Genomic DNA, 12,858 nt, shown 5'->3' with positions numbered 1-12,858 from the left:
GAGCTATTTATTTTTATGTATAACCGTTAATTATTTACCAGTAGACTTTTGATACTCTTGAATTTTGTCATATAAGCTATCAAGTGTTTCTTCAGAAAATAGGTTTTCTTTCAGTTGTAAATCATCCCCTTCACCTATTTTACAAGCTGCCCAAAATTTCATTAATTTTGCTGGTTCTAAGTGAGCAAGCAAAACCTGCATCACTTCCTGTAAGTTTTCTTGTTCGTTAATCACTTTTATACTCATCTTCTATCTCCGAAATTAAATCTGTTTGGTTAATTACTTTGAGTGATAAATATTGACAATGATTAATTAATCTTTTATCGCAAGTGATAAAGTAATAACTTTGATATGCTTCTGCACAAGCTAAATGAAGTGCATCAATAGGTTTAATACCTTGTTTTTCCAATTGCTTGGCGCTGGTTCTAATATTTTCGTCTACTACTACTCTTATTGAACTTCTGCCATTTGTAAAATTAAAATAACCGCCTGTCTTTCTAGAAATATTTTGGGCTCTGTTTGGTCGTCAAATGGACGATCATAAATACCGATATCTAGATAAACCCTGGTCATATAACTATTGTTGCATATTTCTCTAGTAAACAGGCAAAATAGCCCTATTCCCCAGTCTAAAATAAAGAAGTAGGATGAATATTAATCACCCTACTTTTTTTGTCACTCTATCTAATTGAAACTAAATCTGACTAAATTAAACAGCTGCTAATTCTGGTGTGGGACGCTTACTGTTACGAATATTCTTAATCGCCTCAGCATAATCAGGAGCATTAAACACAGCAGAACCCGCTACAATAGCATTAGCTCCTGCTTCCAAAACTTGCCAGGTATTATTGGCTTTCAATCCACCATCAACTTCAATCCAAGGGTCTAAACCGCGTTCATCACACATTTGACGCAGTTGGCGAATTTTAGGAACTACGCTAGGAATAAAGCTTTGTCCACCGAAACCGGGGTTAACGCTCATAATCAGCACTAAATCACACAGTTCCAGTACATATTCAATTAATTCTAAAGGTGTACCAGGGTTAAGCACAACTCCAGCTTGTTTACCGAGTTCTTTAATTTGTCCCAAAGTCCGGTGGAGGTGAGGTGAAGCGTTATGTTCAGCGTGTACAGAAATTATATCAGCACCAGCCTTAGCAAAACCTTCTACATACTTTTCTGGTTCCACAATCATCAAGTGGACATCTAGAGGTTTGGTTGTAATCGGACGAATCGCCTCCACAACCAGAGACCCTATTGTAATATTAGGTACAAAACGTCCGTCCATTACATCGACGTGAATCCAATCTGCTCCCGCTTTGTCTACAGCGCGAATATCGTCACCCAGACGGCTAAAATCGGCTGATAGGATAGATGGAGATATAACTATAGGCTTTTTAGATGGGTTTTGGGTCATGGCTAGTGGGTTCTTAAGCGTCCTCGTCTGTAAGCATTGTAACAAAATATGGAGAAATCTATTCTAATTTCAAGTAGAATTCAAAATTTTCTATAAAACTCCTTCTTTTGCCTCTTGCCTAAAAACTGACTATGAACAAAATCTGGATAATTTGCGGTTTGGGTGTTTCCTGTTTGACTCTGCCAGTACTGGCATCTGTGCAGTTTAGCAGTTCTCTAGGAAGCGGTGGTATTGATGTGCTGAAATTACATCAACCTCCTTACAATTTAACTGGTAGCAAAATCGCTATCGGTCAAGTAGAAATTGGTCGTCCTGGTATGTTCGGCTTGGATAAAGCCGTGTCTAAAAATCGTGCGATTTCTCCTGTAGCTGTTTTTTTAGGCACTACACCAGCTAAGTCAAATAGTGGTGTTGATCCCCATGCTTATAATGTAGCTGGGCTGATGGTAAGTCACCATAAAGCTTGGCCGGGAGTTGCACCAGATGCAAGGCTATATTCTTCTGCTGTCGGTTCTACGAAAAATATGGGTCAATGGGAAGAGTGTTTATCAACACAACATATAGCTTTACAAAATAGCGGTGATGTTCGCGCTATTAACTTTAGTTTTGGTGAACCTTTCAACCGTGACCCCAGACCAGAGGCTGTTTTGGATGGTCAAGCTTTACTAACTTTGTGTATTGACTGGTCGAGTCGGTTTCATAATGTGGTGTATGCAATCGCAGGTAACCAAGGCAAAGGTGGGATTCCGATTCCTACAGATAATTTTAACGGAATTAACGTGGCTTTTTCATCCCCAAGAGCAGGGATTTTTAATAAGGTTCATGTTTCTAATCTAGCAGGTAATAATCAAGGAGTGGGCGATCACTTAGTTGGTAAGGAATTTAATATTGGTGGACGCAGATCAATCAGTTTAGTTGCTCCCGGTAGTAATATTCCTTTACTGAATCCTGATGGCAAGTTGAATAAATCTACAGGTTCGAGTTTTGCAGCACCTCATGTTACAGCGACTGTGGCTTTATTACAAGAATTTGCTGACCGACAACTACGAATTAAACAACCAAATTGGACTATTGATGCTCGAAATCATCAAGTTATGAAAGCTGTATTATTAAATTCAGCCGATAAAATTCAAGATAGAGGTGATGGTTTATCGTTGGGTATGACTAGGACTTTAGTTGATAAACAAAATCGACATTGGTTTGCTTCTGATGCTTACAAAGATGCAAGAATTCCCCTTGATGATCAAATGGGGATAGGGCATTTAAATGCTTTTCGTGCTTATCAACAATTTCTTCCTGGTCAATGGCAACCTCCAACTTCTATCCCGGCAATTGGTTGGGATTACAATACTATTAATACTGCATCATCTGTGGAATATAGTTTAGCTAAACCCTTAAAACACAATAGTTTTGTAGCTATTACCTTAACTTGGGATAGATTGGTGGAATTAGAAGATAAAAATAGAAATCAGGAATATGATGTGAATGAAAATTTTCTAGATAAGGGATTAAATAATCTCGACCTTGATCTAGTGAAAGCAGACGCTCCCACAACTGAAGTTCCTACTTGTTGTTCTGTCAGTAAAATAGATAATGTAGAGCATATTTTCTGTCCTATTCCTGCTAATGGTAATTATAAAATTCGGGTCCAGTTTAAAGAAAAAGTCAATAAACTAACTCAAGCATATTCTTTAGCTTGGTGGACTGTGCCTGTAAATTAGATGGTAAGAATTCATGAATCAGGAGTCAGAATGTTTGAGAAATTGGTTAATTATCAAATAGGTATTTCAGGCTAACGCCAAAAATACCTGACTGCTTATAGCTGTTCGCGTAGCGTGCCGTTAGGCATTAGCTGAATGTTTAAGATTTTATATTCCAATTTTCTACATCAAACTTTCAGGATGGACTCCTAACTTTTTTAATATTTCTGGGAATTTACGGGCTCTTTATTCACTAATATAACTAAATTAATAGTTTTTGCGTTTAGTTTTACGAAATCTTGTTAGTGTAGTGTTTTGTAGAAATGCGCGATCACACGAAACCAAAATTAGGATGTGGTTCATTATCTATTACCACAACTGTAACGGTCAACTGTTTTTGTGCTGGTAAATGAATGTGATAGTGAACATCTGACACATAATCAGCCTCTAATTTGATGGATAGCTAAAACAACGAATGAGGTAATAGATGAACGTATACAAATTTAGTGCTGTGCAAGAAAATTCCTTACAGAGACGCTACGGAGTTAGTTTGGGTAGACGCTACGTTTTAGCCGCAGCTAGTGTTGTGATGTTAAGTTTATTTGGATGTTCGCAAATTGCTAATAATAACAATTTGATGACTAAATCTCCTCTACGTAGTTGTGAATCTAAGGGACTTCCAAAAAACAACATCTAAAATTTGCTTGTCTCTTCAACTTTGGATTTGTAATTTTAAATTGTAGATACTTGCATCCAAAATCCAAAATTTTCAAGCTAAGTTATCAGAAACACTAAGGGAATTGTTCACTTCAGCTTTTGCAGATTCTTCTGGTGTCATGGGTGCAACTATTTCTCCTGATGAGGATTCTTCGGGATCATGACGCATTACTGGAGGACGAATGGCGCTAATTATTGTTTTAATGACAACAGCGCAGGGAACCGCTACGATTACACCCAAAAGTCCGCCTATTCTCGCTCCTGTTAAGACGGAAATTAGCACCCAAACGGGATTTAAACCCGTAAAACTCCCTAAAATTCGGGGTGCAATTAAGTTTTCTAAAATTTGTTGGACTATGACTGCTGCGGCTAAGACTCTAGCTCCCATCCAAACATCTTGGAGGGATACTAATAAAGTTGTGGCAGCAATACCTACAGAACCGCCAAAGGGGATAAGAGCCATAATACCGATGGTTAAGCCAAACAATAACCCATAAGGCACTTTTAACCACAAAAAGCTGGGTATAAGGGCAGATGCCATACAGATAGATAGTATTAATTGGCTGATGAAGAAGTTTTGGAAACTGAGGCGTACGGTTCTAGAAAAGGGTTCACGAAATCTTGTGGGTAGCCATTCTACTAAACTTTCCCAGAGTTCACCACCATGTTGCAATAGATAAAAGGTTAACACCATTGTCAACAGAAAGTCTAACAAGCTGGTGACGGTGACAACTGCTAGATTTAAAACTTGTCCAGCTATGGCTTGTAATTGTCCCTTGACGCGATCGTTAATTTGCACCACGATCGCATCAAGATTAATTGGTAAGCCCATGCTTTCGGCTTTTTCGTTTAAAATCATTAACTGCGAGCGCCCGGAGTCAATCAACTCTGGTAAGCGGGCTACAAGTTGTTGGGCTTGGGTAAGGGCTAGAGGAAAGAGGGTGACACCCAGCGCCAATAAAATGGACAAAGCTAATAAAAATACTAAGATAGCAACTTGTTCTCGCCTAGCACCGCGCCTTTCCATCCAACTAACTGGGTAGTTGAGGAGAAAAGCTAGAACTGAGGCTCCGACTAAAATAGCTATCAAAGAGTGAAAATAATTGAAAATTGCCGATATCGCCCATCCATTGAGAACTAATAGAGGAGCGAATAGCGCGCTCGCCCCGATTCGCGCTATTGGTGTAAGTGTTTGCCACCAGTCGAGTAGCTTGCGTGTCTGCATTTTTAGATAATTGGGGATAAAACTAAATAGAACTCAGTTAAATTCTTCTTTACAGACTATTATCTCTAACTATATGAGTCTTTTTCATTCCTCTACTTTATAAGTAGACCCACCACATGCACAATCTACCACCAATGGACAATTACCTACATCCTCAAGACACAGCTACCTCTAACAAACTTTTGCTTTTATACTTAATTCCCGTGTTCGGCTTTTTCCCTTCCCTCTGGACTCTCTATCGCCGTCAAGGTAGCCGGGAACAATTGGCAGTAAGTCGTCTGTCCATTACTTTGTGTTTTACATGGATGTTGGGATACTTTTTGTTATCATCTGGGGCAGCTAGTTCCGATTTTTTGGCAATCCGTTTGTTGATTCTTAACAGTTTCTTCACATCTGGTTACTTTTTGGTGAGCATTTGGCTAATTTTCCGTGTTATCCAAGGAAAGTCTTACCGTTTACCAGGATTGAGCAGTTTTGCCGAACGCATACTGCGTAAATATTAAATCTTCATTTATTAAGTGATTAGCCCGTTAAGATGTTTATTGCTGATACACAACTTTAGAGTTAATCCATAAGCAATATGATCAAATCTGGTTTATTATTGCCATACTTCCAGAAACCTCTCCGGATTGTCAACAGATAAATCGAAATCCGGGTAAAGGTCTTGTAGTTCCCAAGATCATAAAAAATCAGCACTATTAATTAAGATTTATCTATTAAAGTCTGGTTTGTCTACATATATTGGTTCGGCAAATTTACGGTATTGTATCAGTCAGTGTGAGGGAATTTGTGACTAGTCAAAGAACATCAGCAGAAAATAATAAATCAGCAAAAGCGAAAACCAGAAGTAAAACCTCTCGTAAATCAAAATCAGGGCGTTGGCTATGGTTTGTGGTGGGTATGGGTGGGATTGCAATGGTTTCAGGTATGGCGGGAGCTTTGTTGGCAGTTTCTTGGGACAGTACACCTTTGCAGCAAGAGCAGTTGAGTGCCAAGGATGCAGCAGTTTTTGACGGTGATCGCATTTCGGGAAATGGATTGCAATTTTCCCAATTAACTCGCCCAGTGAATATCTTAGTTATGGGCATGAGTGTACTGCCACCAGATGTTCAAAACCAACCCAGTGATACCAAAGAACTTAAATATCTACCCCAGATCAATTCTTTTGATGGTCTCTCTGACGTGATGCTCTTAATCAAATTTGATCCAGAGACAAAAAAAATTGTCATGCTTTCTATTCCTAGAGATACTCGTGCAGAAATAGAAGGGTTTGGTGCCAAAAAAATTAACGCCGCCAATGTCGATGGTGGACCAGCTTTAACTGCTAAAGCCGTCAGTAATCTCTTGGGTCGAGTGGGAATTGACCGTTATGTCCGCATTAATGTCCTGGGGGTTGCCAAGCTGATAGATGTTTTGGGTGGGGTAACAGTTTACGTTCCCAAAGATATGAAATATCAGGATGATTCACAGCATTTATATATTAATTTAAAGGCAGGTAAACAGCATCTTAAAGGTGAACAAGCCTTACAGTTGCTGCGTTTTCGCCATGATGAACTAGGTGATATTGGAAGAATTCAGCGTCAGCAAATGGTCTTGCGTTCTTTGATTGAACAAACTCTCAATCCCTCAACATTAACGCAATTGCCCCAAATTTTGAATGTAGTTAAAGATAATATCGACACTAATTTAACAGTTGAAGAATTAGTTGCGTTAGTTGGTTTTGGTTCACGAACTAATCGTTCTAATATGCAGATGTTGATGTTGCCTGGACGCTTTAGTGGAAAGAGTGAGTATGATGCCAGTTATTGGATACCCCAGAAACGAGCAATCAACAAATTAATGGTTCAGAATTTTGGTTTAGAATCAGAATTATTAGACACTGAAACAATAGACCTTGGTGCATTGCGAGTAGCGATTCAAGATAGCACAGGTGGCGATCACTCTCAAATCCGTCCCCTAATTATAGCCTTGGAAAAAGCCGGATATCGCAACATCTTTATCTCTAAACCATGGGGTGAACCTCTGGAAATTACCCATATCGTCGCCCAACAAGGAGACAGTGAAAGCGCCGAATCAATTCGTAATACTTTAGGATTTGGCGAAGTGCGAGTAGAAAGCACAGGTAATATCGGTTCAGATATCAGCATCCAAGTCGGTAAAGATTGGTTAGAAAAGAAGGCAACTTTTGAAGCCTATAGTAGGTAAGGGTGTAAGAGGTTGTTTGAGAAGTCGGTCTTTGTATTATGGTGAATGCAGCGGAGCGGAATGAAACATCTCAGTATACTCTCAAAACCTAGATTCTAGAGCCTCCGCCACGCTTCACGTTAACGCAGTGTCCCGAAGGGATACGCCCCATTTCATGGCGCTCAGAATGACAATTTATTTATACCTCCTAAAATTTTCAAACATTCTCTAAGGGTATAAGGATGTAGGGAAAAGAGGAAATCTTCTCCTCTACACCCTGCCCTCTCATTCTCCTGTCACGTGTCACTTGTCACCTTATTCTTATCAAGAAAAAGGCGTGGAATTTGATCTCAGGCCTTCATTGTTATTACTTCTACAGTTGTGAAGTCTTTTTAAATAAATATCTACCAAGACGCTGCTTTACCTTTCTTATAAGGATCCCCAGTAAAAGGTTGGAACCCAATTACAGGATAGGCATCATCTGTAGGGCTGAAAATTCGCATGAAGCCTTCACAAAGAAATTGAGTTATGCTAGTAAGCATTTTAGTGATACCCATAATATTTAGACTCCCTTTTTTTATGCTTTCCATTTTTCATATCTATAATTTAATGCTGATATCTATACACTTGCTCATATTCGCAATATATTGATATTATCTGCAATGATTATTCAGATATATTCGTAATACCTTATTTTGTTGAATTTGCAAACTTTTCTGTTTAATTGTAATTGTAACTGCCATCGTAGTAAAGGGCATTTCCACCGCTTGATTGTTGGTTTTACTATTAAAAATAGTAAAATAATAGGTTTTCATCGCTTAATTTGCCTGTATTTACAAGACTTTCAAGCATAATTATTCTTAGACTTGACATTAATTATGGTGTTATTTACTATAATTAGATAAGCAATTTTGCTAGGATACAGTTATATGACCACTTTTATAGATGTGGGCTATGGCTACCAAAACCCAGAACTGAATCTCAGTCAAGAAGATTACAGCATGCTGACTGACCTTTACCAGCTAACAATGGCAGCTTGTTACACAGGTGAAGGGATAGAACAAAAACGGGCAAGTTTTGAATTATTTGTGAGACACTTACCTAATGGTTTTGGCTATTTAATAGCTATGGGTTTCGCGCAAGCTTTGGAATACTTGGCTAAATTCCGCTTTAATTCCGCGCAAATTGCTGCTTTGCAGGAGACGGGAATTTTTACCCATGTACCTGAGCGTTTTTGGTCATTACTGGCTGAAGGGGCTTTTACTGGGGATGTATGGGCTTTACCAGAAGGAACTGCGGTATTTGCCAATGAGCCATTTCTACGGGTGGAAGCGCCTTTATGGCAAGCACAGTTAGTAGAAACATATCTTTTAAATACTATTAATTACCAAACTTTAATTGCTACAAAGGCAGCTAGATTACGTGATATTGCGGGAGAAAAAGTAACACTTCTAGAATTTGGCACGCGCAGGGCTTTTAGTCCCCAAGCTTCTTTATGGGCTGCACGGGCAGCTTTAGCTAGTGGTTTAGATGCAACTTCTAATGTGTTAGCAGCGATACAACTAGACCAAAAACCAAGTGGTACTATGGCACACGCTTTAGTTATGGCTTTATCAGCTTTAGAAGGAAGTGAAGAACAAGCTTTTACAGCCTTTCATCAATATTTTCCGGGTGCCCCATTGTTAATTGATACCTATGATACTGTTGCTGCCGCTCAAAAGTTGGCGCTGAAAGTAAAAACGGGGGAAATGAAATTAACGGGGGTGAGGTTGGATTCTGGAGATTTGGTTAGTTTATCAAAAACAGTGCGAGCGCTCCTACCAGAAGTTTCAATTTTTGCCAGTGGTGATTTAGATGAATGGGAAATTCAGCGACTCAAAACAGAAGGTGCAGAAATTGATGGTTATGGTTTAGGAACAAAATTAGTTACAGGTTCTCCTGTCAATGGAGTTTATAAATTAGTAGATGTTGATGGTATTCCAGTGATGAAAATGTCTAGTGGCAAGTTTACTTATCCAGGACGTAAACAAATATTTCGTTCCTTTACAGGAAGTAAATTACAAGCAGATAAATTAGGTTTATCATATGAAAATAATTCTGATAAAAAACCTTTATTGCAGTTGGTGATGAAAGAGGGTAAACAATTACAAAAACCTGAGAGTTTAACAACAGTTCGTCAGCGAACAGAGTTTTCTGTCGCTAGTTTATCAGAAGAAATACGAAGATTAAAAAATCCTATTTCTCTGAAAGTAGAAATTTCTCAAATGTTGCTAAACTTGACTGAGGAAACGAAGGAAAAACACTAACTTTGAATACAGATACACAGATGATTAACTTATAGTGCTGAGTGAGTAGTTAGCAATTTATAACTGTGAAATGTCAACTTTCACCTACTTCTTGAACTCCTATATTATGAACATTGCCTTATTTGGAACAAGTGCTGATCCACCAACTGCTGGACATCAAAACATTCTCAAGTGGTTATCTGAAGATTTTGATGGGGTTGCTGTTTGGGCTGCTGATAATCCCTTTAAGTCTCAGCAAACTCCTTTACCTCATCGGGCGGCTATGTTACAACTTTTACTCAGAGATATAGAAAATCCCAGAGATAATATTTCTTTGGAACAAGATTTGAGCAGTTGGCGGACTTTTGAAACAGTAGAAAAAGCTAAATTCCGTTGGGGTGATAACGCCGAATATACTTTAGTAATTGGTTCAGACTTATTGCATCAGCTACCACGATGGTATCATGTTGAAGAATTGTTAAAACAAGTGCAACTTTTAGTAATTCCTCGACCAGGCTATGTCATAAATGATTCTACTTTGGAGGAAATTAAGCAGTTAGGAGGTAAAATTGCCATCGCCAGTTTAACTGGTTTAGATGTCTCTTCCACAGCTTTTCGTGAACAAAAAGATCCCGAAACTCTTACCCCCCCTGTGATCGCTTATATTTATCGAGAGCATTTGTACCTTTAAATGCCAGCACGCAACCACAAAAAAAATCCCAATCCGATAAATCAACTAAATCAACAACCTTTGGCTGATTTCAAAGTCGGTGTAGATAATGTAATTTTTTCTGTAGATACAGCCCAAAATCGGCTGTTAGTTTTATTAGTAATCCGACAGCAAGAGCCATTTTTAAGTTCTTGGAGTCTTCCCGGTACTTTAGTACGTCAAGGAGAATCTTTAGAAGATGCGGCTTATCGCATTATGGCAGAAAAAATAAAAGTCAATAATCTCTATTTAGAACAACTCTATACTTTTGGTGGTCCCAATCGTGATCCAAGGGAAAAAACTGATAGCTATGGAGTGCGTTATTTATCAGTAAGTTACTTTGCTTTAGTCCGGTTTGAAGAAGCAGAATTAATTGCTGATAAAGTTGCTGGTATTGCATGGTATCCAGTTAAACAAATACCCCAACTAGTATTTGATCATCATGAAATTATCACCTATGGACACAGAAGATTGAAAAATAAATTAGAGTACAGTCCTGTAGCTTTTGAAGTCTTACCAGACACCTTTACTCTCAATGATTTATATCAGCTATACACCACGGTTCTAGGGGAACATTTCTCAGATTATTCTAATTTTCGAGCGCGTTTACTCAAGCTAGGTTTTTTATCGGATACTGGAGTTAAAATATCGAGAGGAGTAGGTCGTCCTGCTAGTTTGTATAAGTTTGATGCAGAAGCCTTTGCACCTTTTAAAGATAAACCTTTAGTTTTTATTTAAATAGGTGATAGTTAAGAGGGAATAGGGAAGAGAAAATAATTATTTACGAATCACCAATCACTCATTACTAATTACCTTTTATATGAAGATAACCATTGTTCAACTTAATCCTATCATTGGTGACTTGCCCGGAAATGCCCAAAAAATTCTGGAAACTGCACAACAGGCAGTATCAGCAAATGCACGTTTATTATTGACACCAGAACTTTCTTTATGTGGTTATCCACCACGAGACTTATTATTAAATCCTAGCTTTGTGGAAGCTATGAATACCACATTACAAAAATTAGCTAAAGACTTACCACCCAATTTAGCTGTATTAGTGGGAACTGTTGTCAAAAATACCGAAGCATACATTAATGGCGGTAAAACTTTATTTAACAGTATTGCTTGGTTAGAAGCAGGAAAAATAAAGCAATATTTTCACAAACGACTATTACCAACTTATGATGTATTTGATGAAAAACGATATTTTGAACCAGGGTTACAGGCTAATTATTTTTCTTTGGATGATATCAATATTGGAGTAACAATTTGTGAAGATTTATGGAATGATGAGGAATTTTGGGGTAAACGTAGTTATGCAGTTAATCCCATTGCTGATTTATCGATTTTAGGTGTAGATTTAATTGTTAATTTATCGGCTTCACCTTACACAGTTGGTAAGCAAAAGTTACGGGAAGCAATGTTGCAACATAGTGCTGTAAATTTTCAAGAACCAGTAATTTACACTAATCAAGTCGGCGGAAATGATGATTTAATTTTTGACGGTCGGAGTTTTGCTTTGAATCTTCAAGGTGAGATTATTTGTCGTGCTAAAGGATTTGAGACTGATTTGTTAGTCGTTGAATTTGATGAAACACAACGAGATTTACAGCTAGGTTCTATTTCCCCAGTTTATGAATCTGAAGATGAGGAAATTTGGCATGCTTTGGTTTTGGGTGTGCGCGATTATGTTAATAAATGTCGCTTTTCTGAAGTTGTCTTAGGTTTAAGTGGCGGGGTTGATTCGGCTTTAGTCGCTGCTATTGCTACTGCGGCATTAGGCAAAGAAAACGTTTTAGGAATTCTGATGCCTTCTCCTTATAGTTCTGAACATTCTCTTACTGATGCTTTGGCATTAGCTGTTAATTTGGAAATTAAAACCCATATTTTACCCATTGGGGAATTAATGCAAGGGTTTAATAATTCTCTAGTTGAGCTGTTTGCCGGAACAGAATTTGGTATTGCCGAAGAAAATATTCAATCCCGGATTAGAGGTAATTTATTAATGGCTATAGCAAATAAATTTGGTTATCTGCTCTTATCTACTGGGAATAAATCAGAAATGGCTGTTGGTTACTGCACTCTCTACGGTGATATGAATGGTGGTTTAGCGGTAATTGCAGATGTTCCCAAAACTCGTGTTTATTCTCTTTGTAATTGGTTAAATTTCCATAGCAATAGGGAAATTATTCCCCAAAATATCCTCACTAAACCACCAAGCGCCGAACTCAAACCTGGTCAAGTTGATCAAGATTCTTTACCTGCTTATGAGATATTAGATGATATATTACAACACTTGGTTCATGACCACCAATCAGGAGAACAGATAGTTGCATCTGGTCACGATTCAGCTATTGTCAACCGAGTGTTGCAAATGGTAGCGCGGGCTGAATTTAAGCGCCGACAAGCACCCCCTGGACTCAAAATCACTGACCGCGCTTTTGGTACTGGTTGGAGAATGCCTATTGCTAGAGTTTTTAGTATTCAGTAACCGCAACCTTCCAGATGCCAAATTTTTGAATCATAAAATTCTGAGAATCCTTCACTATACTGCCAGGAGTCCAACACATTCCAGAATATTCAATGTGTTGACCTACGTGATAGTTTACTCCAACTTG

General features: G+C 38.3%; 13 protein-coding genes and 1 pseudogene. 8 read left to right on the top strand and 6 right to left on the bottom strand.

Annotation, left to right across the window (positions count from 1 at the left end):
* Window positions 1–30 precede the first annotated feature (30 nt).
* The 4 genes from AAZO_RS15365 to rpe all read right to left on the bottom strand — a co-directional run bounded on the left by AAZO_RS15365 (window position 31) and on the right by rpe (window position 1,417).
* Window positions 31–246 (bottom strand): hypothetical protein, encoded by a 216-nt coding sequence (locus tag AAZO_RS15365; protein WP_041640771.1) that lies wholly within the window; start codon window positions 244–246, stop codon window positions 31–33.
* Entirely contained in the window at window positions 227–409 is a 183-nt protein-coding gene (locus tag AAZO_RS15360; RefSeq protein ID WP_266885382.1) for a PIN domain-containing protein, read from the bottom strand. Before AAZO_RS15360 ends, AAZO_RS15365 begins: the two co-directional genes overlap by 20 nt.
* A gap of 41 nt (window positions 410–450) precedes the next feature.
* Window positions 451–573, bottom strand: coding sequence for a hypothetical protein (locus AAZO_RS41490; RefSeq protein ID WP_266885379.1), 123 nt, complete (start codon window positions 571–573; stop codon window positions 451–453).
* Between the two features lie 136 nt (window positions 574–709).
* Window positions 710–1,417, bottom strand: coding sequence for a ribulose-phosphate 3-epimerase (rpe, locus tag AAZO_RS15355; RefSeq protein ID WP_013191952.1), 708 nt, complete (start codon window positions 1,415–1,417; stop codon window positions 710–712).
* A 131-nt stretch (window positions 1,418–1,548) separates the two neighbouring features.
* Here rpe and AAZO_RS15350 point away from each other — a divergent pair, with 131 nt between their 5' ends.
* Together AAZO_RS15350 and AAZO_RS30735 are read left to right on the top strand one after the other, a co-directional pair.
* Window positions 1,549–3,138 (top strand): S8 family serine peptidase, encoded by a 1,590-nt coding sequence (locus AAZO_RS15350; RefSeq protein ID WP_013191951.1) that lies wholly within the window; start codon window positions 1,549–1,551, stop codon window positions 3,136–3,138.
* A 466-nt stretch (window positions 3,139–3,604) separates the two neighbouring features.
* Window positions 3,605–3,814 (top strand): hypothetical protein, encoded by a 210-nt coding sequence (locus AAZO_RS30735; protein ID WP_013191949.1) that lies wholly within the window; start codon window positions 3,605–3,607, stop codon window positions 3,812–3,814.
* 72 nt (window positions 3,815–3,886) lie between these two features.
* Here the strand turns inward: AAZO_RS30735 and AAZO_RS15345 are convergent, their stop codons facing one another.
* Window positions 3,887–5,059, bottom strand: a complete 1,173-nt coding sequence (locus AAZO_RS15345) for an AI-2E family transporter (RefSeq protein ID WP_013191948.1) — start codon at window positions 5,057–5,059, stop codon at window positions 3,887–3,889.
* Between the two features lie 116 nt (window positions 5,060–5,175).
* Here AAZO_RS15345 and AAZO_RS15340 point away from each other — a divergent pair, with 116 nt between their 5' ends.
* Both AAZO_RS15340 and AAZO_RS15335 read left to right on the top strand, forming a co-directional pair.
* The gene (locus tag AAZO_RS15340; RefSeq protein ID WP_013191947.1) at window positions 5,176–5,562 is read left to right on the top strand and encodes a hypothetical protein; all 387 of its coding nucleotides are present in this window, start codon (window positions 5,176–5,178) and stop codon (window positions 5,560–5,562) included.
* A gap of 286 nt (window positions 5,563–5,848) precedes the next feature.
* Window positions 5,849–7,264 (top strand): LCP family protein, encoded by a 1,416-nt coding sequence (locus tag AAZO_RS15335; RefSeq protein WP_013191946.1) that lies wholly within the window; start codon window positions 5,849–5,851, stop codon window positions 7,262–7,264.
* A gap of 383 nt (window positions 7,265–7,647) precedes the next feature.
* On the opposite strand, the gene AAZO_RS38615 is transcribed toward AAZO_RS15335, so the two are convergent.
* Complete coding sequence (locus AAZO_RS38615) at window positions 7,648–7,800, bottom strand: hypothetical protein (protein ID WP_013191945.1); 153 nt, start codon at window positions 7,798–7,800, stop codon at window positions 7,648–7,650.
* Window positions 7,801–8,172: 372 nt separating this feature from the next.
* Between AAZO_RS38615 and AAZO_RS15325 the strand changes: the two genes are divergently transcribed.
* The 4 genes and pseudogenes from AAZO_RS15325 (at window position 8,173) to AAZO_RS15310 (ending at window position 12,731) form a co-directional block, all read left to right on the top strand.
* Complete coding sequence (locus AAZO_RS15325) at window positions 8,173–9,549, top strand: nicotinate phosphoribosyltransferase (protein WP_013191943.1); 1,377 nt, start codon at window positions 8,173–8,175, stop codon at window positions 9,547–9,549.
* Between the two features lie 106 nt (window positions 9,550–9,655).
* Window positions 9,656–10,259 (top strand): annotated as a pseudogene (locus tag AAZO_RS15320) (nicotinate-nucleotide adenylyltransferase).
* Window positions 10,220–10,975: an NUDIX hydrolase gene (locus AAZO_RS15315; protein ID WP_013191941.1), complete on the top strand. Its 756-nt coding sequence runs from the start codon at window positions 10,220–10,222 to the stop codon at window positions 10,973–10,975. Before AAZO_RS15320 ends, AAZO_RS15315 begins: the two are co-directional and overlap by 40 nt.
* Window positions 10,976–11,057: 82 nt before the next feature.
* A complete protein-coding gene (locus tag AAZO_RS15310; protein WP_013191940.1) occupies window positions 11,058–12,731 on the top strand; it encodes an NAD+ synthase in 1,674 nt (557 codons plus the stop codon).
* Window positions 12,732–12,858 lie beyond the last annotated feature (127 nt).

Origin of the sequence: 'Nostoc azollae' 0708 (assembly GCF_000196515.1) — a bacterium.
In the GTDB taxonomy this organism is placed as follows: Bacteria; Cyanobacteriota; Cyanobacteriia; order Cyanobacteriales; family Nostocaceae; genus Trichormus_B; species Trichormus_B azollae.
Note: the sequence above shows the minus strand (reverse complement) of the source record. Positions and strands in the feature narration are given on the sequence as shown.

What these genes read in the sequence shown, in the direction of transcription:
- AAZO_RS15365 (WP_041640771.1), bottom strand. Translation starts at nt 246, where the DNA reads ATGAGTATAAAAGTGATTAACGAACAAGAAAACTTACAGGAAGTGATG.
- AAZO_RS41490 (WP_266885379.1), bottom strand. Translation starts at nt 573, where the DNA reads ATGACCAGGGTTTATCTAGATATCGGTATTTATGATCGTCCATTTGAC.
- rpe (WP_013191952.1), bottom strand. Translation starts at nt 1,417, where the DNA reads ATGACCCAAAACCCATCTAAAAAGCCTATAGTTATATCTCCATCTATC.
- AAZO_RS15350 (WP_013191951.1), top strand. Translation starts at nt 1,549, where the DNA reads ATGAACAAAATCTGGATAATTTGCGGTTTGGGTGTTTCCTGTTTGACT.
- AAZO_RS30735 (WP_013191949.1), top strand. Translation starts at nt 3,605, where the DNA reads ATGAACGTATACAAATTTAGTGCTGTGCAAGAAAATTCCTTACAGAGA.
- AAZO_RS15345 (WP_013191948.1), bottom strand. Translation starts at nt 5,059, where the DNA reads ATGCAGACACGCAAGCTACTCGACTGGTGGCAAACACTTACACCAATA.
- AAZO_RS15340 (WP_013191947.1), top strand. Translation starts at nt 5,176, where the DNA reads ATGCACAATCTACCACCAATGGACAATTACCTACATCCTCAAGACACA.
- AAZO_RS38615 (WP_013191945.1), bottom strand. Translation starts at nt 7,800, where the DNA reads ATGGGTATCACTAAAATGCTTACTAGCATAACTCAATTTCTTTGTGAA.
- AAZO_RS15325 (WP_013191943.1), top strand. Translation starts at nt 8,173, where the DNA reads ATGACCACTTTTATAGATGTGGGCTATGGCTACCAAAACCCAGAACTG.
- AAZO_RS15315 (WP_013191941.1), top strand. Translation starts at nt 10,220, where the DNA reads ATGCCAGCACGCAACCACAAAAAAAATCCCAATCCGATAAATCAACTA.
- AAZO_RS15310 (WP_013191940.1), top strand. Translation starts at nt 11,058, where the DNA reads ATGAAGATAACCATTGTTCAACTTAATCCTATCATTGGTGACTTGCCC.